This is a genomic window from Tersicoccus phoenicis (assembly GCF_001968835.1).
In the GTDB taxonomy this organism is placed as follows: domain Bacteria; phylum Actinomycetota; class Actinomycetes; order Actinomycetales; family Micrococcaceae; genus Tersicoccus; species Tersicoccus phoenicis.
The window spans coordinates 74,736-95,249 of sequence record NZ_MRDE01000006.1 but is presented as its reverse complement, the minus strand read 5'-3'; the positions used below and the strand labels follow the sequence as shown (position 1 = coordinate 95,249).

Annotated in this window: 23 protein-coding genes; 11 read left to right on the top strand and 12 right to left on the bottom strand. The window is 72.7% G+C overall.

Annotated elements, in window-relative coordinates; translation table 11 throughout:
* The first annotated feature begins 2 nt into the window (after positions 1-2).
* From BKD30_RS01150 to BKD30_RS01110, 9 genes are all read left to right on the top strand, one after another.
* Positions 3-1,286 (top strand): glycosyltransferase family 9 protein, encoded by a 1,284-nt coding sequence (locus tag BKD30_RS01150; protein WP_076700837.1) that lies wholly within the window; start codon positions 3-5, stop codon positions 1,284-1,286.
* Positions 1,274-2,233: a glycosyltransferase gene (locus BKD30_RS01145; RefSeq protein WP_076700834.1), complete on the top strand. Its 960-nt coding sequence runs from the start codon at positions 1,274-1,276 to the stop codon at positions 2,231-2,233. Before BKD30_RS01150 ends, BKD30_RS01145 begins: the two co-directional genes overlap by 13 nt.
* On the top strand, positions 2,230-4,176 hold the full coding sequence (locus BKD30_RS16895; protein ID WP_076700831.1) for a glycosyltransferase: 1,947 nt from the start codon (positions 2,230-2,232) through the stop codon (positions 4,174-4,176). Before BKD30_RS01145 ends, BKD30_RS16895 begins: the two co-directional genes overlap by 4 nt.
* Positions 4,173-5,693: a PfkB family carbohydrate kinase gene (locus BKD30_RS01135; protein WP_076700829.1), complete on the top strand. Its 1,521-nt coding sequence runs from the start codon at positions 4,173-4,175 to the stop codon at positions 5,691-5,693. The genes BKD30_RS16895 and BKD30_RS01135 overlap by 4 nt, the downstream gene beginning before the upstream one ends.
* 2 nt (positions 5,694-5,695) lie before the next feature.
* On the top strand, positions 5,696-6,877 hold the full coding sequence (locus BKD30_RS01130; RefSeq protein ID WP_083955899.1) for a glycosyltransferase family 9 protein: 1,182 nt from the start codon (positions 5,696-5,698) through the stop codon (positions 6,875-6,877).
* Positions 6,874-7,908, top strand: a complete 1,035-nt coding sequence (locus BKD30_RS01125) for an NAD-dependent epimerase/dehydratase family protein (RefSeq protein ID WP_083955891.1) — start codon at positions 6,874-6,876, stop codon at positions 7,906-7,908. Before BKD30_RS01130 ends, BKD30_RS01125 begins: the two co-directional genes overlap by 4 nt.
* 65 nt (positions 7,909-7,973) lie before the next feature.
* The gene (locus BKD30_RS01120; RefSeq protein ID WP_076700823.1) at positions 7,974-8,621 is read left to right on the top strand and encodes a hypothetical protein; all 648 of its coding nucleotides are present in this window, start codon (positions 7,974-7,976) and stop codon (positions 8,619-8,621) included.
* A complete protein-coding gene (locus BKD30_RS01115) occupies positions 8,609-9,232 on the top strand; it encodes an RES family NAD+ phosphorylase (protein WP_076700820.1) in 624 nt (207 codons plus the stop codon). The genes BKD30_RS01120 and BKD30_RS01115 overlap by 13 nt, the downstream gene beginning before the upstream one ends.
* 348 nt (positions 9,233-9,580) lie before the next feature.
* On the top strand, positions 9,581-10,507 hold the full coding sequence (locus tag BKD30_RS01110; protein WP_076700818.1) for an aminoglycoside phosphotransferase family protein: 927 nt from the start codon (positions 9,581-9,583) through the stop codon (positions 10,505-10,507).
* A 168-nt stretch (positions 10,508-10,675) separates the two neighbouring features.
* On the opposite strand, the gene BKD30_RS16815 is transcribed toward BKD30_RS01110, so the two are convergent.
* The 4 genes from BKD30_RS16815 to BKD30_RS16810 all read right to left on the bottom strand — a co-directional run bounded on the left by BKD30_RS16815 (position 10,676) and on the right by BKD30_RS16810 (position 11,744).
* Positions 10,676-10,807 carry a hypothetical protein gene (locus tag BKD30_RS16815; protein WP_268874361.1) on the bottom strand — a complete coding sequence of 44 codons (132 nt, stop codon included), beginning with the start codon at positions 10,805-10,807 and terminating at the stop codon, positions 10,676-10,678.
* A gap of 134 nt (positions 10,808-10,941) precedes the next feature.
* Positions 10,942-11,142 (bottom strand): hypothetical protein, encoded by a 201-nt coding sequence (locus BKD30_RS01105; protein ID WP_076700815.1) that lies wholly within the window; start codon positions 11,140-11,142, stop codon positions 10,942-10,944.
* A gap of 170 nt (positions 11,143-11,312) precedes the next feature.
* Positions 11,313-11,579 carry a nucleotidyltransferase domain-containing protein gene (locus tag BKD30_RS15485; RefSeq protein WP_159440528.1) on the bottom strand — a complete coding sequence of 89 codons (267 nt, stop codon included), beginning with the start codon at positions 11,577-11,579 and terminating at the stop codon, positions 11,313-11,315.
* Between the two features lie 42 nt (positions 11,580-11,621).
* Positions 11,622-11,744: a hypothetical protein gene (locus tag BKD30_RS16810; RefSeq protein WP_268874360.1), complete on the bottom strand. Its 123-nt coding sequence runs from the start codon at positions 11,742-11,744 to the stop codon at positions 11,622-11,624.
* 105 nt (positions 11,745-11,849) lie between these two features.
* Between BKD30_RS16810 and BKD30_RS16035 the strand changes: the two genes are divergently transcribed.
* Together BKD30_RS16035 and BKD30_RS01090 are read left to right on the top strand one after the other, a co-directional pair.
* Complete coding sequence (locus BKD30_RS16035) at positions 11,850-12,404, top strand: hypothetical protein (RefSeq protein ID WP_159440527.1); 555 nt, start codon at positions 11,850-11,852, stop codon at positions 12,402-12,404.
* Entirely contained in the window at positions 12,392-13,033 is a 642-nt protein-coding gene (locus BKD30_RS01090; RefSeq protein WP_159440526.1) for an RES family NAD+ phosphorylase, read from the top strand. Before BKD30_RS16035 ends, BKD30_RS01090 begins: the two co-directional genes overlap by 13 nt.
* A gap of 26 nt (positions 13,034-13,059) precedes the next feature.
* Here the strand turns inward: BKD30_RS01090 and BKD30_RS01085 are convergent, their stop codons facing one another.
* The 8 genes from BKD30_RS01085 to BKD30_RS01050 all read right to left on the bottom strand — a co-directional run bounded on the left by BKD30_RS01085 (position 13,060) and on the right by BKD30_RS01050 (position 20,244).
* A complete protein-coding gene (locus BKD30_RS01085) occupies positions 13,060-13,980 on the bottom strand; it encodes a glycosyltransferase family 2 protein (protein WP_076700810.1) in 921 nt (306 codons plus the stop codon).
* Positions 13,977-14,891 carry a glycosyltransferase family 2 protein gene (locus tag BKD30_RS01080; protein WP_076700807.1) on the bottom strand — a complete coding sequence of 305 codons (915 nt, stop codon included), beginning with the start codon at positions 14,889-14,891 and terminating at the stop codon, positions 13,977-13,979. The genes BKD30_RS01085 and BKD30_RS01080 overlap by 4 nt, the downstream gene beginning before the upstream one ends.
* Positions 14,888-16,204, bottom strand: coding sequence for a cytochrome P450 (locus BKD30_RS01075; protein ID WP_076700805.1), 1,317 nt, complete (start codon positions 16,202-16,204; stop codon positions 14,888-14,890). Before BKD30_RS01075 ends, BKD30_RS01080 begins: the two co-directional genes overlap by 4 nt.
* Positions 16,205-16,444: 240 nt before the next feature.
* Positions 16,445-18,199 carry a RecQ family ATP-dependent DNA helicase gene (locus BKD30_RS01070; RefSeq protein WP_083955888.1) on the bottom strand — a complete coding sequence of 585 codons (1,755 nt, stop codon included), beginning with the start codon at positions 18,197-18,199 and terminating at the stop codon, positions 16,445-16,447.
* Positions 18,145-18,840 carry a GAF domain-containing protein gene (locus BKD30_RS01065; RefSeq protein ID WP_076700802.1) on the bottom strand — a complete coding sequence of 232 codons (696 nt, stop codon included), beginning with the start codon at positions 18,838-18,840 and terminating at the stop codon, positions 18,145-18,147. Before BKD30_RS01065 ends, BKD30_RS01070 begins: the two co-directional genes overlap by 55 nt.
* Positions 18,837-19,127 (bottom strand): hypothetical protein, encoded by a 291-nt coding sequence (locus tag BKD30_RS01060; RefSeq protein WP_076700799.1) that lies wholly within the window; start codon positions 19,125-19,127, stop codon positions 18,837-18,839. The genes BKD30_RS01065 and BKD30_RS01060 overlap by 4 nt, the downstream gene beginning before the upstream one ends.
* A 140-nt stretch (positions 19,128-19,267) precedes the next feature.
* Positions 19,268-19,579: a hypothetical protein gene (locus tag BKD30_RS01055; protein WP_076700797.1), complete on the bottom strand. Its 312-nt coding sequence runs from the start codon at positions 19,577-19,579 to the stop codon at positions 19,268-19,270.
* Positions 19,580-19,803: 224 nt separating this feature from the next.
* Positions 19,804-20,244: an Lrp/AsnC family transcriptional regulator gene (locus tag BKD30_RS01050; RefSeq protein WP_076700794.1), complete on the bottom strand. Its 441-nt coding sequence runs from the start codon at positions 20,242-20,244 to the stop codon at positions 19,804-19,806.
* Positions 20,245-20,514 lie beyond the last annotated feature (270 nt).

Genomic DNA, 20,514 nt, shown 5'->3' with positions numbered 1-20,514 from the left:
CCGTGCCACGCATCCTGGCGGTCCGCCTCGACTCGGACGGCGACGTGCTCCTGACCGGTCCGGGCATCCGCGCCCTCGCCGCCCTCGGCGACGTCGACCTGCTCGCCTCCCCATCCGGGGCGGCCGCCGGTCGATTGCTGCCCGACGTCGCCGACGTGCTGGTCTTCGACGCCCCGTGGTCCGGTTTCGCTCCGCCACCGGTCGACGTCGACGCCACCCGCGCGCTGGTCAGGGACCTTGCCGCCCGCCGGTACGACCTCGCCGTCATCTTCACGTCCTTCCACCAGAGCCCGCTGCCGATGGCGCTGCTCGCCCGGTTGGCCGGCATCGGCCGGATCGCCGCGACGAGCGAGGACTACCCCGGCGCGCTGCTCGACGTCCGGCACCGCCGGGACGCCCCGCCCGGGGGCGGCCATGAGGCCGAGGCCGCCGTCGCGCTGGCCGTGGCTGCGGGCGCACCGGACCCGGGGCCCGACGGGTCGGTGCTCGCGGTGCGCCGGCCGCTGCCCGCCGTTCCGCTCGGGCTGCTTCCGGAGGGGCGAACCGGCGAGCAGCCCGCTGCCCCCCGACCCGCACCCGCACCCCCGGAGAGTACGGCCCGTGATCCGGGCGGTTTCGTCGTGTTGCACCCGGGTGCCTCCGTGGACGCGAGAGCGTTGACCGCCGCGCACGCCGCGACCCTGGCGGCCGGTCTGGCCACCGCCGGCTACGACGTCGTCGTCACCGGTGGTCCGGGCGAGCGGGCCCTGGCGGCCAGGACGGTCGCGGCCTGCCGGGAGAGCCTCGCCGACCACCGCGGTACCGGTCGGTCAGACCCGCCCGGTCAGGGACGGATCGTCGACGCGGCCGGGCGCACGTCCCTGGCCGAACTGGCCGCCGTGCTCGACGCCGCGACCTGCGTCGTCGTCGGCAACACCGGCCCCGCTCACCTGGCGGCCGCCGTCGGCACCCCCGTCGTCAGCATCTTCTCCCCGGTGGTGCCGACGCAGCGCTGGGCGCCGTACGGTGTCCCGACGATCGTGCTCGGCGACCAGCACGCCGCCTGCCGCGACACCCGCGCCCGCGACTGCCCGGTGCCCGGCCACCCGTGTCTGAGTGGGGTGGGTGCTGCCGAGGTGGTGGCCGCGGTGCGCTCCCTGACCGCGAACCCGCGGACTGCGCATGCCGGGGCCGTGAATCCCCCGACGACGAATTCCCCGACGACGAATTCCCCGACGACGAATTCCCCGACCACGAAGCTCGGAACGGCGAACGAGAGGGAGGTGCGGACATCGTGCGCATCCTGATCTGGCACGTGCACGGGTCTTGGACCACCGCGTTCGTGGCGGGCCGGCACGCGTACCTGCTGCCGGTGCTGCCCGACCGCGGGCGGGACGGTCTCGGCCGCGCGCGGACCTGGGACTGGCCGGCGTCCGCCGTCGAGATGAGCCCGGAGGAGCTCGCCGGCACCGAGATCGATCTCGTGGTGCTGCAGCGGCCCGCAGAGCTCGACCTGGCCGAGCGGTGGACCGGCCGTCGACCCGGCCGCGGCCTGCCCGCCGTCTACGTCGAGCACGACGCCCCCCGCGGCCACGCCGCCACCTCCCGCCATCCCCTGGCGGATCAGAGTGCCATCCCCATCGTTCATGTCACTCACTTCAATCGGGTGATGTGGGACAGCGGTACCGCCCCGACCGCCGTGGTCGAGCACGGCGTGATCGACCCGGGGCACCGGTACACCGGCGATATCGCGTCCCTGGCCGTCGTCGTCAACGAGCCGGTCCGCCGCGGCCGGGTGGCCGGCACCGACATCGTCGCCGGGTTCGCCGCCGACCTGCCGGTCGACGTGTACGGGATGGGCGTGGGCGCGCTGGCTGCGCATGCGCCCGGTCGGAACTGGCGGCTGCACGAGGACTACCCGCAGCAGCGGCTGCACGCGGCCCTCGGCGCCCACCGCGCCTACCTGCACCCGTACCGGTGGACCAGCCTGGGCCTCGCGCTGATCGAGGCGATGACCCTCGGGCTGCCCGTCCTCGGGCTCTCGACCACGGAAGGTCCCCGCGCGGTTCCCCCCGCCGCCGGCCTGCTGAGCAACGACCTGCCGGCGCTCGCGGACCGAGCGCGCCGGTGGCTGACCGACCCGGACGAGGCGCGGACCGCCGGCGTCGCCGCGCGCGGACACGCCCTGGCCCACTACGGCATCGACCGCTTCCTGACCGACTGGGACGACCTGCTGGAGAAGGTGAGCAGATGATGAACATTGCCATGGTGTCCGAACACGCCAGCCCGCTGGCCGCCCTCGACGGCGTGGACGCGGGCGGGCAGAACGTGCACGTCGCCCAGTTGGCCGGTGCCCTGGCCGCCCGGGGTCACACGGTCACGGTCTACACCCGCCGGGACGACGCCGAGGCGCCCGACGTGGTGGCACTGGCCCCCGGGGTACGGGTCGTCCACGTCCCCGCCGGGCCACCCCGAGCCCTGCCGAAGGACGATCTTGCGCCGTTCATGGCCGAGTTCGGGCGCTGGCTGGCGCGGTCCTGGATCGCGGACGGCGCCCCGGATCTGGTGCACGCGCACTTCTGGATGTCCGGGCTGGCCGCGCGGCACGCCGCCGACGCCCTGCAGATTCCCCTTGTGCAGACGTTCCATGCACTCGGTGCGGTCAAGCGCCGGCACCAGGGACTCGCCGACACCAGTCCCGCCCGCCGGCTCGCCGCCGAGACGGCACTGCTCGGCGGCGCCGACGCCGTCCTGGCCACCTGCGGGGACGAGAAGCGGGAACTGGTCGCGCTCGGGGCCGACCCCGAACGGGTGGCGATCGTGCCGTGCGGCGTGGACCTGGCCGCGTTCACTCCGCCGGCACCGCGCGGGCAGGAGGCCTCCGACCGGACGGTCGAACCGGTCCGCATCGTGGCGCTGGGCCGGTTGGTCGAACGGAAGGGCGTCGACACCGTCATAGCCGCCCTGGCGGCGCTGCCCGCTTCCGCGCCGGACAGCGCTGTGCCGAACACCTCTGCTCTGAACGGTGCCGTCCTGCACATCGCCGGCGGCCCCGACGCGGCCGAGTTGGACGAGGATCCGGAGGCCGTCCGCCTCACCGCGCTCGCCCGTGACCTCGGCGTCGAGGACCGCGTGGTCCTGCACGGCCGCGTCGATCGGGCTGGTGCCGCGGCGCTGCTGGCCACCGCCGACGTCGTCGCCTGCACTCCGTGGTACGAACCGTTCGGCATGGTGCCGCTGGAGGCCATGGCCTGCGGCCGGCCCGTGGTGGGCTCCGCCGTGGGCGGGCTGCTGGACAGCGTCGACGACGGCGTCACCGGCCTGCTCGTGCCGCCGCACGACGTCGACAGCACGACCGCCGCTCTGGCCCGGTTGCTCACGGATCCGGATCTCGCCGCCCGGATGGGCCGGGCCGGGCGCGACCGGGTCGAGCGTCTGTTCGGCTGGGACCGGGTGGCCGACCGAACCGAGACCGTCTACCGTCGCGTGCTCCGCCGACACCGCGCCCGGCAGCAGAAGCCGCGGTCCGACGCCCGTGCGTGGTTCTCCACTCACCTGAGCGAGCTGCAGCATGCCGCGCGGGACGCCGCCGCGCACGCCGACGTCGTCGACCGGTGGGGCGCCCAACTGGCCACCCTGCTCGGGGCCGGCGGCCGGGTGCTCGTGGCCGGCAACGGCGGCAGCGCGGCCGAGGCGCAGCACTTCACCGCGGAACTGGTCGGCCGGTTCGAGGACGAGCGCACCCCGCTGTCGGCCCTCTGCCTGTCCGCCGAGACGTCCAGCCTCACCGCGATCGGCAACGACTACGGGGGCGCCGAGGTGTTCGCCCGCCAGGTCCAGGCCCACGGGCGGCCCGGCGACGTCGTCGTGCTGCTGTCCACCAGCGGCCGCAGTGCCAACGTCCTCGTCGCGGCCGAACGGGCGCGGACGGGCGGGATGCACGTGTGGGCGCTCACCGGACCCGCCCCGAACCCGCTGGCCGAGGCCGCCGACGAGGCCCTGACCGTGGACGCCGGCAGCACCTCCGTGGTGCAGGAGATGCACCTGATGCTGCTCCACGCCGTGTGCGCGGCGGTCGACGCCCGGCACGCCGCGACACCGGTGCCCGGGCCGGCAGCGGTCCCCGTGGCCGGGCGGGTCATGGATGGGCGGGAGCGCACCGAGGCGGGCCTGCTGCTCGGGGTGGAGGCCGGATGAGGCCGCGCATCGTGGTGATCGGCGACGTCGTACTCGATCGGGACGTCGTCGGCACCAGTACCCGGCTCAGCCCCGACGCCCCGGTACCCGTCGTCGACGTTGATCACATCCTGGTCAGCCCCGGAGGTGCGGGGCTGACCGCGCTGCTCTGCGCCGCGGATACCAGCACCGCGGGCACCAGGGCCGCGGGCACCAGCGGCGCCGGGTCGGGAGGTGGGGTGCCCGACGGCGCGGCGGGCCGCAGCGGTGTCGAGGTGATCCTGGTGGCACCCGTCGCGGACGACGACGCGGGCCGGGAACTGACCGACGGGCTGGCCGGTATCACGGTGCACCGGCTCGGCCACGCCGGGCCCACCCGGACGAAGACGCGCATCCGCGCCTCCGGCCAGGCCATGCTGCGCGTCGACGACGGTGGGCCCGGCGAGCCGGTCGGCGTGGACCAGGATGCCCTCACCGCGGTGCTCGCGGGCGCCGACGTCGTCCTCGTCTCCGACTACGGGGGTGGCGTCACCCGCGACCGGGCCGTGCGCACCGCGCTGACCGCCCACGCCGTCCACGGCACCGTGGTCTGGGACCCGCACCCGCGCGGCGGACGGCCGGTGCCCGGATGCACGCTCGTCACGCCGAACGCCGTCGAGGCGCACTCGGCGGCGGCGGCCCTGCCGGCCGATGCCGCGCAGACGACCACCGACGACGACGCCGGGCACGAGACCGCCGACGCCGCTGAGACCGATGACGCCGCCACCCTCGCCCGCGTGTTGCGCCGCCGTTGGCAGGCACGCGCCGTGGCCGTGACGGTGGGCGCCGATGGCGCTCACCTGGCCGGCACCGCCGGCGTCGCACACGTGCCCGCCGCCCCGGTCACCGGTTCCGACCCGTGTGGCGCGGGGGACCGGTTCGCCGCGACCGCTGCGCTCACCCTGGCCGCCGGCGGCACGATCGAGGCCGCGGTGGAGGCGGCGGTCGAGGCGGCCGGCCAGTGGGTGGCCGCCGGCGGTGCCGCATCCTTCCGCGCCGGGCTGACCGCGCAGGAGCGCGCGCGCTCCGCCGACCCCGCCCTGCCGCCGCAGGTCCGCGCCCTGCTCGACCGGGTGCACGCGGGCGGGGGCACCGTCGTCGCCACCGGCGGCTGCTTCGACGTCCTGCACGCCGGGCACATCGCCTGCCTGGACGCCGCCCGCCGCCTCGGGGACGCCCTGGTGGTGCTGCTCAACTCCGACGACTCGGTGCGCCGGCTCAAGGGGCCCGGCAGGCCGGTGGTGGGTGTCGCCGACCGGGCGCGCGTGCTCGCTGCGCTGCGCAGCGTGGACGCCGTCGTCGTCTTCGGCGAGGACGACCCGCGGACGGCGCTCGCGGCCCTGCGGCCGGACGTCTGGGTCAAGGGCGGCGACTACCTGCCCGACCAGTTGCCCGAGGCCGGCGTGGTGGAGGCCGGCGGTGGCACGGTCACCGTGCTGCCGTACCTGTCCGGCCGTTCGACCAGCGCGATCCTCGCCCGAGCCGGACGGGGGGAGTGACGATGACCGACGACCTCGGCGACCGGAGAGCTCGGCCGGCGCCCTACACGGCCGCCGCGCTCGCCGCCGCCGGGCGCGAGCAGGCGCACGGCGACGGCGCCGTGTCCGGCCCACCGATCCCGCACGCGGTGAACCCGGCCGGCATCGGGGTCGGCGACGTGCTCGTGCTGCGGGCGCTGGGCCTCGGCGATGCCCTCACCGGGATCGCCCCGTTGCGGGGCCTGCGTCGCCTCTTCCCGGATCACCGGCTGATTTTGGCTGCGCCCGGTCCGGTCGGCGCGTGGCTGGCCGATCTCGGCGTCGTCGACGGGGTGCTGCCCACGCCTGGGCTGGTGGACCTGCCGCCGATGGCGGGCGGGCACGTCGCCGTCGACCTGCACGGCCGGGGCCCGGCCAGCCAGCGGCTGCTCGCCGCCGCCCGGCCCGGAAGCGGCGAGCCGTCGCGGCTGATCGCCTATTCCTGCCCCGAGGTCGGTCACACCGGCCCGGTCTGGCGCTCCGACGAGCACGAGGTGGAGCGCTGGTGCCGACTGGTCGCCGAGGCGGGCGGCCCGTGTGGACCCGCCGACCTGCTGCTGCGCTACCACCGCCCCGCCCCGGCCGACGCGCCCGTCGTGCTGCACCCGGGGGCAGCGTTCGGCTCACGCCGGTGGCCCGCCGACCGGTGGCGCGCCGTCGCCGCGGACCTGGCCACCGCCGGGCACCGGGTACTGGTCACCGGCTCGACCGCCGAACGTGAGCTGACCGCCGTGGTGAGCGCCGGCCTGGCCGGTGTGCGGGACCTCGGGGGTGCACTCGGGTTGACCGGGCTGAGCGCGGTGGTCGACGGCGCCGCGCTCGTGCTCAGCGGCGACACCGGCATCGCCCACCTGGCCACCGCGCTCGCCGTCCGGTCCGTCGTCCTGTTCGGCCCGACGCCCCCGGCCCGGTGGGGCCCGGCCGTGGACGCCCACCTGCACACCGTGCTCTGGCACGGCGCCGCCGCCGCGCGGACGTGGGGAGACCCGCACGGGGACACGCTCGACGATCGGCTCGCCGCGGTCACCGTCACCGAGGTGACCGCGGCCGTCGACGCGCAACTGCGCGCCCCGGTCACGCCGCCGACCACGTCGCCGTCGTCGGCGATCAACGCGGGAGTCGGTGCCATCACCGTTCCCGTTCCCTCCACGGAAGGACGACCATGACCGATCTCCTCGAGACCCCGACCGGATCCCGCCCGGTGCGGCGCGCCGTCGTCACCGGTGGCGCCGGTTTCCTCGGCAGCCACCTGTGCACGGAGCTGCGCCGCCGCGGGGTGGAGGTGGTCGCCCTGGACAACCTGCTCACCGGCAACGCCGGCAACGTGGCGCACCTGGCGGACGATCCGGGCTTCCGGCTGGTGCACTGCGACGTCACCGACTACGTGCACGTGCCCGGCGACGTCGACCTCGTGCTGCACTTCGCCTCTCCGGCGTCCCCGGTCGACTACCTGAAGCTGCCGATCCACACGCTCAAGGTCGGTTCGATCGGTACGAACCACGCGCTGGGGCTGGCCATGGAGAAGGGCGCCCGGTTCCTGCTCGCCTCCACGTCCGAGGTGTACGGCGACCCCCAGGTGCATCCGCAGCTGGAGAGCTACTGGGGGCACGTCAACCCGGTCGGCCCGCGCGGAGTGTACGACGAGGCCAAGCGGTACGCCGAGGCCCTGACCATGGCGTACCGGCAGACGCACGGCGTGGACACCGCGATCGTGCGGATCTTCAACACGTTCGGCCCGCGGATGCGCCCGCACGACGGCCGGGCCATCCCCACCTTCATCCGGCAAGCGCTCGCCGGGGAGCCGGTGACCGTGGCCGGAGACGGGCAGCAGACCCGGTCGGTGTGCTTCGTCTCGGACCTGGTCCGTGGCATCCTCGGCCTGGCCGCGAGCGGGCACCCGGGCCCGATGAACATCGGCAATCCGCACGAGTTGTCGGTGCTGCAGATCGCCCGGGACGTCATCGAGGCGACCGGTTCCTCCTCCGGGATCCGGTTCATCGGTCGCCCGGTGGACGACCCGATGGTGCGCCGTCCCGACACGACGCTGGCCACCGAGGTGCTCGGCTGGGCGCCGGAGGTGGCGTGGGAGGTCGGCCTCGCGCGGACCGTCGCCTGGTTCCGGGACGCGGTCGACGTCGACGTCGACGGCGTCGGGGAACAGGCGACGGTGGAGGGCGTGGACGTCGGCGTCCGCTGACACACCGTCTCGCCCTCATCCGCACACTCAGTGCAGATGTGGGCACCCGCAGGTAGGATGGCAGTATGTCGTTGACCGTGCGCCAAGTCCTCACCGAGGCACATTCCTCCTTGACCGAGCAGGACGTGGCCTTGGTGTTGCAGGCGACATTGCCGTCCCGGGTGAAAGCCCAACCTCCCAGCCAGTCCGAGGTCGACCTTCTCAAGGCACTGTCGGGTCTTGACGGTGCCGCCCACGACGAATTGGTGCGGGTTCTGGACGATCCGGACGCCACCCAGCGGTACAGTGACCGGATCGCCGCTAACCTCGCCGCCCAGACACTGCACAGCACTCTGAGCCCTCAGGCCACGGCCCACCTGCTCGGCGTGGACCGGACCACGGTGGACCGACGGCGCAAGGCCCACCAGCTGTACGCCATCACCACCCCGATCGGACTGCGGTACCCGGCGTGGCAGTTCCACCTGGCGACCGTCATGGACGAGCAGGAAGCAGGTACCGACGAGGCAGGCGCGATCTCCACCGTTCCGTCTGCGGCGTGGCTGCAGGAGGTCATCGAGGCCATTCCCGCGGACGTGCACCCCCTGACCGTTGGGGCCTTGATGACCGAGCCCGCCGAGGAGACCGACGGACGGTCTCCGTTGAGCTGGTTGGCCTCCGGAGGGCCGGCGGGCCCCGTTGTCGCACTCGTCCGTGAGCTGGCGTGGCTGCCGTAGCCCCCAAGAACCCCCGTACGCCGCCGCAGCCGCTGGTCGCCCAGGAGGCCGACTTCCGGGATTGGCCCGAGGGCCAGCCGCTGGTCCGCATCCACCGAACCACCGGCCTGAACGTCATGCCCTGGTCGGCACTGCGAGAGTTCGGACCGACCAACTCCCGCTGGGACCCGCACCCCCCGCCCCAGCAGGTGCATCCAGGCATCGGGGTCATGTACGCCGCCGGGGACATCACCACCGCCGTGGCCGAAGTCTTCCAACGCACCCGTCGTGTCGACTGGACCACGGGAACACCCCACCTGACGATCTGGCGACCGGCGTTCCTGTCCCTGCTCGACCTGACCGATGACTGGCTGATCCGCAACGGGGCGTCCTTCTCGCTCGCCCACGGCAGGAAGGACGTGTGCCGGAACTGGGCGCGGAGCATCCACCAGCAGATCGATGCGGAGGGTCTCTACCTGAACTCGACGATGACGAACCGTCCCACGGTCGTCGTGTGGCGCCATCGGCAGGACGCCTTCCCGACCTACCCGGATCTCTCCCTGCCGCTGACCCACCCCACGGTCGCCGCAACCATCGAGAACGCGGCGAAGTCCGTGGGGTATCGGTTCTGACCCGCCCCGACCGATTTGAGAGGGTGGGTGGCAGACCCCGGCGCTGCGGGCCAGTTCGAGGAGGGCGATGTGAGCCCGCTGGGCCGCAGCGACGCCGGCGTGCACGGCCAGCGTGACGTACGCATCGGCCAGATCAGTGGACGGGCCGGCGTCGTCCACCAACAGGGACGCTGCGTCGGCGAACTATTCGGCCTTTCACATCCGACCCTGAGCATCCGCTGCGGTGGCGGCCCGGTCCGGGGTCACCGAACGCCGACCAGACGTCGGAACCGGCGCTGATCGCCAGCCAGGGGAAGGGTTCGCTCGCCGCCGCGCACCCGCCGGCACGTGAGGCGGTACCGTGGCGCGATGACCACCGCCGAGCGCCGACCGGCCATCGACGCGGACCTCGTTGCCCGGCTCGTCGCCGCGCAGTTCCCGGCGTGGGCGTCGCTGCCGGTCCGGCCCGTCCCTGCGCAGGGCAACGACAACCGCACCTTCCGCCTCGGCGAGGTGCTGGTGGTCCGGCTGCCGAGCGCCGCCGGTTACGTCGAAGCGGTCGAGAAGGAGGACCGAGTCCTGCCCGCCCTTGCCGGCGCTCTGCCCGTCGCCGTCCCGGTTCCGGTGGCGACCGGGGTGCCGGGCGAGGGCTACCCGTTTCCGTGGTCGGTGCGGCGCTGGCTGCCGGGCGTCACCGTCGACGCAGACCCCGCCCTCGACCGGATGTCCCTGGCCCGGGACCTCGCCGCGTTCCTCGTCGCGTTTCAGCGGCTCCCGGCCGACGGTGGGCCGGCGGCGGGGGAGCACAGCTTCTTCCGCGGCACCCACCCGCGGGTCTACGACGGCGAGGTCCGCGCCGCGCTCGAGACGCTACGCCGTTCTCGGTCCGGTGACGACGGCCTCGACGTCGATGCGTGCGCGGCCGTATGGGAGGAGGCGCTCGCGACCGATCGGGAGGGATCCCCGGTGTGGTTCCACGGCGACGTCGGCGTCGGCAACCTCCTGACCACCGGCGGCCGACTGTCCGCCGTCATCGACTTCGGCACCTGTGGCGTCGGGGACCCGGCGTGCGACCTTGTGATCGCCTGGACCTGCTTCGACGCGGCGGAGCGCCGGCTGTTCGCCGACGCCGTCGGCCTGCCGCCCCCGACATGGCGCCTCGCCCGGGCCTGGGCCTTGTGGAAGGCACTCGTCACCGTGACGGGACCGCCACCGGATACTGTCGTCGGCCGGTATCACCGGGGAATCCAGGAGCGGGCGGTTCGCGCAGTGCTCGCCGACCCGGTCTCGGGCTGACGAGATCGGGCGGCAGACGAAGGTGTCAGGCCGGCGGCGTCGGCTCCGCCGTCGCCTGATCGTCGACACTCGCGTCGGTCCGCGCTGCGTCCATCCTGCGGTGCACAACGCTGCTCAACAACGCCGATGACATGGCGCCGCCTGAGAAACACGGATCGGCTGCCGGCGTCAGCTCACACAGCGGCTGGCCGCGCTGGACCGTTCCGAGTGCTCCAGCACCCGGAACCGGCGTTCCACGTACTTCGGCAGCGGCCGCCGCTGCCGCAGCGCCCAGGGCAGGCCGCGCACGGCGTCGAGCACGGCCGCATCGGGACCCCGTCCCGCGGGGCGCCGGCCAGCACGTGCGCAGTGCGTCGCAACGCGGCCGGGAGCGGCCGTCGCAGCCACGTGAACCACAGGGTGTTGCGCAGTCCGTGCCGGCGGCGATTACGTCCTCAGCCCCCGGCGCTGCGGGCCAGTTCCAACAAGGCGACGTGAGCCCGCTGCGCGACACCGACGTCGTTGGCGGACACCGGCCCGGCAGAGTACCCGGCCTTCGTCTTCACCCTCAGCAGGGAGGCTGCGTCGGCGAACTGCTCTGCTTTTCGCATCCGGCCCTGAGCGTCCGCTGCGGTGGCGGCCCGATCCGGGGTCACCGGGCGCCGACCAGGCGCCGGAACCGGCGGTGATCGCCGGTCAGGGGAACGCCTTCGTCGGCGACGGACTGCAGAACCGGCTCGTCGACGGCCGTACCGCGCACCTCGTCGAGGGTGTATTCGAGAACCCGAGGGTCGTTGCCGTCCAGGCGTGCACGTCGCGCGTCAGGTCATCGATCTGGGCCGTACCGGGCCTCGGACGCTCCACCGGACCGGAGGATGAAGAGGTCGAGGTCGCTCGCCGCGGTCATCTCGCCGCGGGCGCCGGATCCGAACAGTGCCGCGTACACCGGCTGCTCGGCCCATCCTTCGATCCGCTCGGCGATGCGTTCCCGCAGCGTGTCACCGAGACGGGCGAGCTCGATGATGGCCGGTGCGGCCAGGTGCTCCCGGTTCAACCGGTACAGCGAGGCGCGACCGGCCGGCTGAACCAACACGATGCCTTCCTCCACCAGGCGGGACAGGTCCGCCGGATGCCCTCAGAAGACCGCGAGCCGATGGAGGCCGCTGACGGTGAACCAGGAGTCGGCGCGCGCGAGCACGGCCAGGACGTCTCCGTCCACGGTGGGAGTCACCACGGCCAGCGGCGTCTGAACTCGCATCACGCACCTCCGACTTTTCTACGGATTGGCCAACAACCGTATTGATAAAGTTTGGTTGACGCGGTTGACTGCAACGCAGGATGATGAAGGAGAGGAGGAGCCACCATGACGAGGACACAGAACACGCCCCGACCAACGCCGCGGACGGCTGCCCGGGCAGCCCGCGCGCGGGACGACCTCGTGCGTGCCCTGCTGACCCGACTCGACTCGATCGATGTTGAATCCGCCGTCACCAGCGCCGGGTCAGCTGACTCTCTTGCGGCGCGCATGGTCTCCACCCTGCCCGGGGCGGGGCCGCTGAACGCAGAGGTCGGGCCGTTCTTCGACACCCCCGCCTTGACGAGATGGCTCGGTATCACCCGCCAGGCGCTCGGCAAACGGGTCCAGAACGGGAGCCTCCTGTGCGTGAAGACCGCGGACAACCATCTGCTGTACCCGGCGTTCCAGTTCGATGAGACCAGGACAGGGCTGCCCCGGTTGGCCGACGTGCTCGACCTGCTCGCCGAGAAGGACCGGACCGACGCCTGGCAGGCCGCTCTCTGGCTCAACAGCGACGGCGACGACCTCGACGGACTGACCCCAGCGCAGGCCCTGCGCGTCGGGCGCGAGAGCGAGGTCATCGACCTTGCCCGCCAGGCTGGGGCGCTGTGGCGGAACTGAGACGCGACCAGACCTCCTTCCAGGACGAACCCGATCCAGGGCTCGACCTGTCGGCCTTCCCCACCGTGGAGTGTGCCTCCGAGGTGGTGTACCGAGCTCACAGCATCGAGCGGGATCCGCGATGGTTCTCCTCCGATGGCGGGGGAAGGTTCGACCTGCCGGTTCCACGAGGCACGCTCTACGCCGCGGGGAACGTGAAGACGGCAACCCGTGAGCGGCTGGCGAAGATGCTCGACCACGGGCGGAAGGTGCTGCTGAAGCACGCTCAGGCGTTCGCCGTCTCGACACTGGTGCTACCGCCGGCGGCGCACTTCGCCGACCTGAACGATCCGACCGCCGACGAGTTCGGCGCGACGAACGAGCTCGCTGCCATGCGCCCGTACGCCGTGCCTCAAGCGTGGGCCCGGGCTTTCGACGACGCGGGTATCAACGGTGTCCGCTACGGCGCCAGATCGACGTCCCTCCCAGCCAACAGTTGGGCGCTGTTCGGTGCTGCGGGCGCCGACGACACTCTCCCGGTGCCGGAGCTGCAGGCGATAGATGGGGTCGCCGCCTGTGCCCTGTCCGGCGTCGACGTGGTCAGTCCCGGGGAGAAGTCCGGCTACGACCTCGTCCAGGCCGAGAGGTGATCGGCCGATCCTTCCGACAACTGACGTCAGCTGACGTAGCGGCGGGCCGCGCTGGTGCGTTGCGAGTGCTCCAATGCCTGGAACCGCCGTTCCACGTGCTTGGGCAGCGGCCGTCGGTCCCGCAGCACCCAGGGCAGGCCGCGCACGGCGTCGAGAACCGCGGCCGCCGTCACCCGGTCCCGCGGGGCGCCGGCCAGCACCTGCCCCGTGCGCCGCACCGCGGCCGGGAGCGGCCGGCGCAACCAGGTGAACCACAGGGTGTTGCGCAATCCGTGTCGGCGACGCAGGTGGGGGTCCCGCAGGGTGGACGCCTGGTGGTGCACGACCACGTCGGGCAGGTGGCACAGCTCCCAGCCGGCGGTGGCCAGGTCAGCGGCCATCAACTCCTCCTCGCCACCGAGCCACAGTCGCTCGTGGAAGCCGCCGACCTCGGTGAACGCCGTGCGGCGGAGCACCGAGGCGCCGGCGAGGAAGCTGCCCAGCGCCGGCCCCGGCATCGAGCCGGATGTTTCGACGGGGGAGTGCAGCAACTCGTCGTTGATCGGGTCCTCGGTGCCGCCCGGCTCCACCAGGATCTTCCCGGTGACCACCCCGAGGGTCCGGTGCGCGTCCAGCGCGTCGGCCGCTCGGCGCAGGGACCCGGGCTCCCACCACGTGTCGTCGTCGCAGAACCCGACGTACGGGCTGTCCACGCGCTCGACCCCGACGTTGCGACCCACCGCGCCGAGGTTCTCTGTGCTGGCGATCAATTCCGCCCACGGGTGGCGCTCGCGGACGGCGTCGGCCGTCCCGTCACTGGATCCGTTGTCGACCACCACCACGTGGGGGCGCTCGGGCAGCGCCCGCAGCCGCGCCAGAGAGCGGAGCGCCTCGTCGCGCCGGTTGTGGGTGATCATCACGACGGCGACGCGCGGGTCCGGCGTGATCCCCGGCTCGGTGCCGCTCATCGGTCGCCGCCCGCGTGGGCGGGTTCCTGGGAGGTGGGGGAGTCGGCACCGCCGGACTCGACGACGGCGATCGCTGCCTCGGTGGCGGGCGCGAGTCGTCGTCGGGCCCGCAACGCGGCCGGTACCCGGGGTAGCGCGCCCACCAGGGCACGTCGGCCGCCGGCGGTCAACACGGCACTTCCGGCCTCCCGGGCGACCACGGGCCAGCCGCGGCGCAGCAGCGCGGTGAGGATGCGGGAGCGGATCAGGTCGCTCTGCCGCCGGGTGTCGGGGTCGCGGTGCGGCGAGGGATGGTGGTGCGCCACCACGGCGGGCACGTGCGCGACCTGCCAACCGGCGTCCACCAGGTCCAGCGCGAGCCGCTCCTCCTCGCCGGGAAAGCGCACGACGTCGTCGAAGCCGCCCACGGCGAGGAACGCCCGGCGCCGCACGACGGTGCCACAGGCGACGAAGCCGAGCAGCGCCGGCCCGGGCCAACCGGCCGGTGTACCGAGCGGTGAATCCGCCAGTACCGCGTTGATCGGGTCCGGCTCCGCCTCGGGCCCGACGACGAGGGACCCGGCGAGGGCACCGAGCCGGGGATGGGCGTCGAACACGTCGGCCGCCAGGTCCAGTGCACCGGGCGCCCACCACGAGTCGTCGTCCGCGAACGCGATGTAGGGAGTCGACGCGCGCTCGGCGCCGAGGGTGCGCGCTCGGGCCCCGACATTGACCGGCAGGGGGACCACCGTCAGGTCCGGGTACGCCGCTGCCACCGCTTCGGCGCTGCCGTCGGTGGAGGCGTTGTCGAGCACGATCACGGGCCCTTCGTGCCGTTGGAGGTGCGCCAGCAGCTCGTCGCGCCGGTTGCGGGTGGCGACGACCACCGTCACCCGGGCGCGGGTGTCGTGCTCTGGGGGAATCCCCGTCATCGGACCAGCCGCAGGGTCGGACCGCCGACGGGGCGGGTGGGCATACGTCCCGTCGGGAACCGGTGACCCCGTGAGTTCATCGTCCAGTCGTGCTGCGCCAGCTGTGCGACCGTCACGGCCAGCAGGTTGACCGTGATCCCCTCGCCCGGGCAGCGGTGGCCACGGTCCCGGGTGCCGCCGCCCTGGGGGACGAAGTTCTCGATCTCACCGGCCGCGACCCCGACGAAGCGATCCGGGTCGAACACGTCGGGCCGGTCCCACTCCGCCGGGTCGTTGTTGGTGCCGAGGATGTCGATGAGCACCCGCTGACCCCGCCGGATCCGGTGCCCACCGAAGTGGAGCGGGCAGCGGGCCTTGGCCGGCAGCATCGGCACGAACGGGTAGACGCGGCGCACCTCGTGGGCGACGGCACGGGCCAGGGGACCGCCGACGGTCGTTCCCCGCTCCGCCGTCTCGGCCCGCACCCGGCCCACCAGCTCCGGGTGCTCGGCCAGCGCCAGCGCGGCGAAGGCCGCGAATCGGCAGACCGCGATGGTCGGGCGCACCACGTTCTGCAGTTCCACGGCGGCGGTGCCCGCGTCCAGGAGCTGCCCGTGCTCGTCCCGGTGAGCCGCCGCGAGCTCCACGATCGAGAGGTCTGCCGGGTTGTGGCGCTCGCATTCGGGCCAGTCCGGGGCCGATCGCACCCGGTCGATCTGCTCGGTGAACCAGGCGTCGCAGTCCCGCCGGTAGGCCATTGCGCGGAGCCACGGCAGTGCCGGCACCCCGAACCCGTCGACGATGCCGGCCAGCCGCCGCGCGCGCGCCACGAGCTCGTCGTCCGTGCCGGTGACTCCCGCCCAGCGCAGCAACGCGAGGCCGTAGACGTCGATCGCGGTACGGTAGACGTTGATCCGTCGGGTGCTGTCCAGGGCGTCATGCAGTGCGCGGGACCAGCCGCGGTCGACGACGTCGACCAGGGCGTCCACCCGATCGGGTGTGGTGGCGGTGAGGAAGAAGCCCTGCTTGCGGTGCCGGTGGGTCTCGTCGTCGAGGCCGTGGACCGCTCCCGCACCGAACAGCGGAGCCTTGATGAACCACGGCATGGCCCCCCGACGGCGGAATCGGGTCGTGTCGTAGAAGAAGCGCACCGCGTCCGTGCCGCGGATCAGCAGGGCCCGGCGACCGAGGATACGCACCGGCGCCGCCCGGGCCGCCGGATCACCCCAGCGGGCGCGGGCCTCGTCCATGAAGCGGTAACCGGCCCGGAGCAGATCCAGGGTGCCGGCGGACGTGTGACCGGACGGGCGAGTGGCGGAGGAGGTAGTGGTCACGGGAACTCCGTTCGCGTGGGGATGCGGTTCGCTGGTGTGTCAACGATCGCTCCCTTCATCCTACGGTCAGCATGCTGACGGTTGGTCGTCCGGCAGTGGCCGTGCGCGGGCGCCCCGACCATTGGATATTCACCGACGTGACGCTCACCGTCAACGCCGTCAAGCGGATCGGCCTGATCGGGGACAAGGGCAGCGGCAGGCCCCCCTTGTTGAGCATCGCCGTCGGACGACCGGCACCGATCACCCCGACGGTTCCCGGACCAACAGCCCGTCTTGTTCCGATACCAGTCCGAGGGAGAGCTCCTTGTACCCGACCGACTCGAACAGGACGGTGACGCGGTCCGGTTCGACGGCCATCACCGTACCCGGGCCCCAGGTGCGGTGTTGTACCGAGGACTGAATGGGCCAGTCCGACGGCGTCGCCGTCTGCCGCGCGCTGGCCTCTTCCCGAGAACCGGCACGCTCGCAGACGTCACACGCCCCGCACCACACCGGCGCGTCCTCACCGAAGTAGTTGAGCAGCCACTGCCGACGGCAGCTGTCGGTCTCCGCGTAACCACGCATCATCTCCACGCGCGACTCGTCAATGCGGCGACGGGTCTCCTCCTCCGCCTGCGCTCGGGCGACGGCATCGGGGGCGGAGCGGCCCGCCGCGGCGCGTGCGCCACGCCGACCGGCGACCACGGAACCACTGTGCTCGAGCAGGTTGAGCACACGGGCCTGCGCCCGAGCGCTCAGGCCGGTGTGTGACCGCAGGGCCGCCGGCCGGATCGGACCGTGCGCGCGGACGGCGGAGAACACGGTCATCAGGTGTTCCTCGGGAACCGAACCACCGGCGAAGAAGCGCTGCAGGCCCAGGTCCTCGGTCCGATAGTGCAGAACGGCAAGCGCCGCGTCCCCGTCGCGCCCGGCCCGGCCGATCTCCTGGTAGTAGGTGTCCAGACAGTCGGGGATATCGGCGTGGATGACGAAGCGGACGTTCGGTTTGTCGATGCCCATACCGAACGCGTTGGTCGCCACGACGACGTCGAGGTCATCGGCGTGGAAGCGCTGGTGCACCTCGGCGCGTACGGCCGCCCGGAGGGCGCCGTGGTACGCCAACGCCCGCAGGCCCCGCGCCCCCAGGGCCTCGGCGTACTCCTCGGCGTCGCGCCGGGTGGCCACGTACACGAGTCCGGGCCCGGTCAAGCTCACCACCTGGTCGAGCACGGCGTGCCGCTTGTCGCGGTCCTCCACGTGCCGCTCGACGCGCAGGTCGATGTTCGGCCGGTCGAAGCTCTGCACCACCGTGACCGGATCCGTCAGGCCGAGCCGATCGACGATCTCGTCCCGGGTGTGGGGCGTGGCGGTGGCGGTGAGGGCGATGACCGGAGGATGGCCCAGGCGCCGCACGACGTCGCCGAGTGCCAGGTAGTCGGGCCGGAAGTCGAAACCCCAGGATGAGATGCAGTGAGCCTCGTCCACGACGAGCAAGTCCGGACCCGCGTCGACGAGCCGGTCGAGGGTCTCCTCGCGGGCCAGCTGTTCGGGCGCGAGAAAGAGATACTGCACGGCGCCCGTCTCGGTCCGGGCCCAGACCGCTTCCTGTGCTCTGGCGCCGGCCGAGGAGTTCACGGCGACGGCGGCGGGCTCACCGAGGTGCTCGTTGATCGCGCTCACCTGGTCCTGCTGCAAGGCGATCAGGGGACTGACGACGACGGTGAGGCCCGTCAGCGCGGCACCGGCGACTTGATAGATGGCCGACTTGCCGTGCCCGGTGGGCATCACGGCGAGCACGTCCCGGCCGGCGACGGCCGCTGACACCGCCTCCAGCTGGCCCTCACGCCAGTCATCGAAACCGAACAGATCCCGGGCGATCCGGCCCAGCTGCTCGGTCGCGGAACGTTCGGCGACGGACGCGCCGGTCCCGGGCGCCGTCCGCTTCGCCGCTGGGGTGCCGCTCAGTCGGCGAACCGGTCGGTCGTCCGCAGCAGATGCGATGCGCCCTCGACCCATTCACGGGCCTGCTGGATCGCCGAACTGTGGAAGGCGTGCGCTCGGGGGGCGTACGCGCTCAACGCGGCGACCCCCGAACCGGGAATCACGAGCGGGACGGCCACCACCGACAGGACGCCGTGGCGGGCGGCCGCCCAGGTGAAGGTGGGCCAACGCGGCTCCATCGTGACGTCACCGACGAGGACGAGGCTCTGGGTGCGCGCGGCGTGCAGCGACGGCCCGTCGCCGGCCTCGAACTGCACGGCGTCGACGTCCCGGGCGCTGTCGGCGCTGGCGGCCAGTGTCCGGGATCCGTCCTCGGCTTCGAGCGCGACGGTACAGCGCACATACGGATCGGCGGCGCGCAGGCCGTCGGCCACGGTATCGGTCAGGTTGGCGAGGAAGTCCAGCAAGCCGGTGCGGCCGACAGCGGCGTCGTTTCGAGTTCCCACGGTGCTCATCCCTGCCGGTGCGGGGGTACTGGTCTCGGTGAGCCACGCGGTCAGCAGGTCCGCATCGAGACCGAGCAACCGTGCCACCGAGTGCGTCGGTGACGAGGCCGAGTCGGGAGCCGGGCGGTGGTCGCGGACCATCCGCACGGCCTGGGCCTTGAAGTCGTCGCTGTAGAGATCGACCCCGTCGGCTCTGGCCCCCGTCGTCATCGCGTCGTTCCGGCCGACCGAGACCGTTCGCGGCGGTCCAGTTCCTCGCAGAGTTCCTGCTGGCAGTCCAAGGTGTCCAGGCTGGGCCCGTCCAGCTCGTACAGGTATTCCCGATCGATCTGGCGGCACACGCGACTGTGCAGGGCCTGCACCGTGACCAGGCTCAGGCCCCCGAGTTCGGGGAAGCGGTCCTCCGGGCAGAGGTAGGTGCTGGTCTCGGGTTCGGACGCTTCACGGTTCGTCCCGTGGGAGGAGTCGGGGAAAGTGGCAACCGGCTGATCCGACATCACAGTGGCCTTTCGTCATGACCGCCATGGACAGTGGCGATCCCTCACGGCCACTGTTCGACCGACGTTCTCCACGGTATCCCGCTTCCGGGACGAAGTCCCTGCTGTCTCGGGAATCGAGAGAAATGGATGATCGCGGGTCAGCCTTCCCGCTGCTCGCGAGCGTCGAGCGCCCGGGTCAGTTCGTCCAGCCGGTCGAGGGTGACGGGATGGGGTCCGTCGAGGGTCATGTACTCCCGCTCGCGCTGGCGAGCCACGCGGCTGTGCAGAACCTGCAGGTCGCGCAGGGGAAGAGTGCCGAGTTCCGGCAGCACATCGAGGGGAGCCAGAAAGGTGCTGCCAGCCGACCGGGGACGTGAGGCGGAGAAGATGTCGCGGACCACGGGCAGATCCGCTGAACCAGAAGCGGCCCCGAGCGCATCCGGGCTCGCGGCGATGACGTCGTCGCTCACGCAGCCACCGGGCCCTCGGTCCAGCGGTGTACCCCGCGCGGGGTCGCGGTCCACGGTAGCCGGGACGTGGGCAGACGGACAGGTGATGCGGTCACGGCGGGAAACTCCATTCACGGGCGACACTGAAGGGCAGGCCGCTCCTTGACCGATGATCAGTATCCAGAGCTTACGACGTAAATCGCGTGGGGCGCACCTTTGCCCAGTGCGGGGACGGACCCCGGGCGTCAGCCGGTGCGAGTATCGGTGTCCTCGAAGATCAGGAAGGTCTGGGTGTCCAGCACGCCCGGCATGGTCTGCAGGTGGTCGAACACCACGCGGCGCAGGTCGGCGTTGTCCTTGGCCCGGACGAGCAGGATGACGTCGAAGCTGCCACCGACGAGGGCGATGTGCGCGATCTCCTCGACCGCCTCGAGGCGGGCCCGCAGTTCGCGCCACGAGTGCTGGCGCAACCGCAGGGTGACATAGGCCGAGGCGCTCAGCCCGAGCTTGACGGGATCGACGACGGCCGTGAAGCCGCTGATCACTCCCTCGGTGGTCAGTCGGTTCAGCCGCGTGTAGCAACTGGCCCGGGAGATGTGCACCCGGGAGGCGACCGTGGCGACCGGCAGCCGGGCGTCGCGGCGCAGTTCGACGATGATCGCCCGATCGACCTCGTCCAGCTCCATGCCCGTGCTCCTGTCGGTCGTGTCCGGTCGTGTCCGGTCCGGCTCCGGGTACGGGACCGTCACCGGTTCGATCCCGGTCCGGTCCCGAGCGACCTGTGCCGAGCGCCCGGCGAAATGTCCAGCCGGTCCGTCGCCAGAGCGCCATGCCGAGCATATCGTCCAGCAGAATGCCCGTGCAGAGCAGGACGTCTCCTGATCCGGCGGAGCCGGGATACGAAATGCCGCGTTCGTCGCATACTGGTGCGACAGGACCGCACTGTGCCCTCGGTC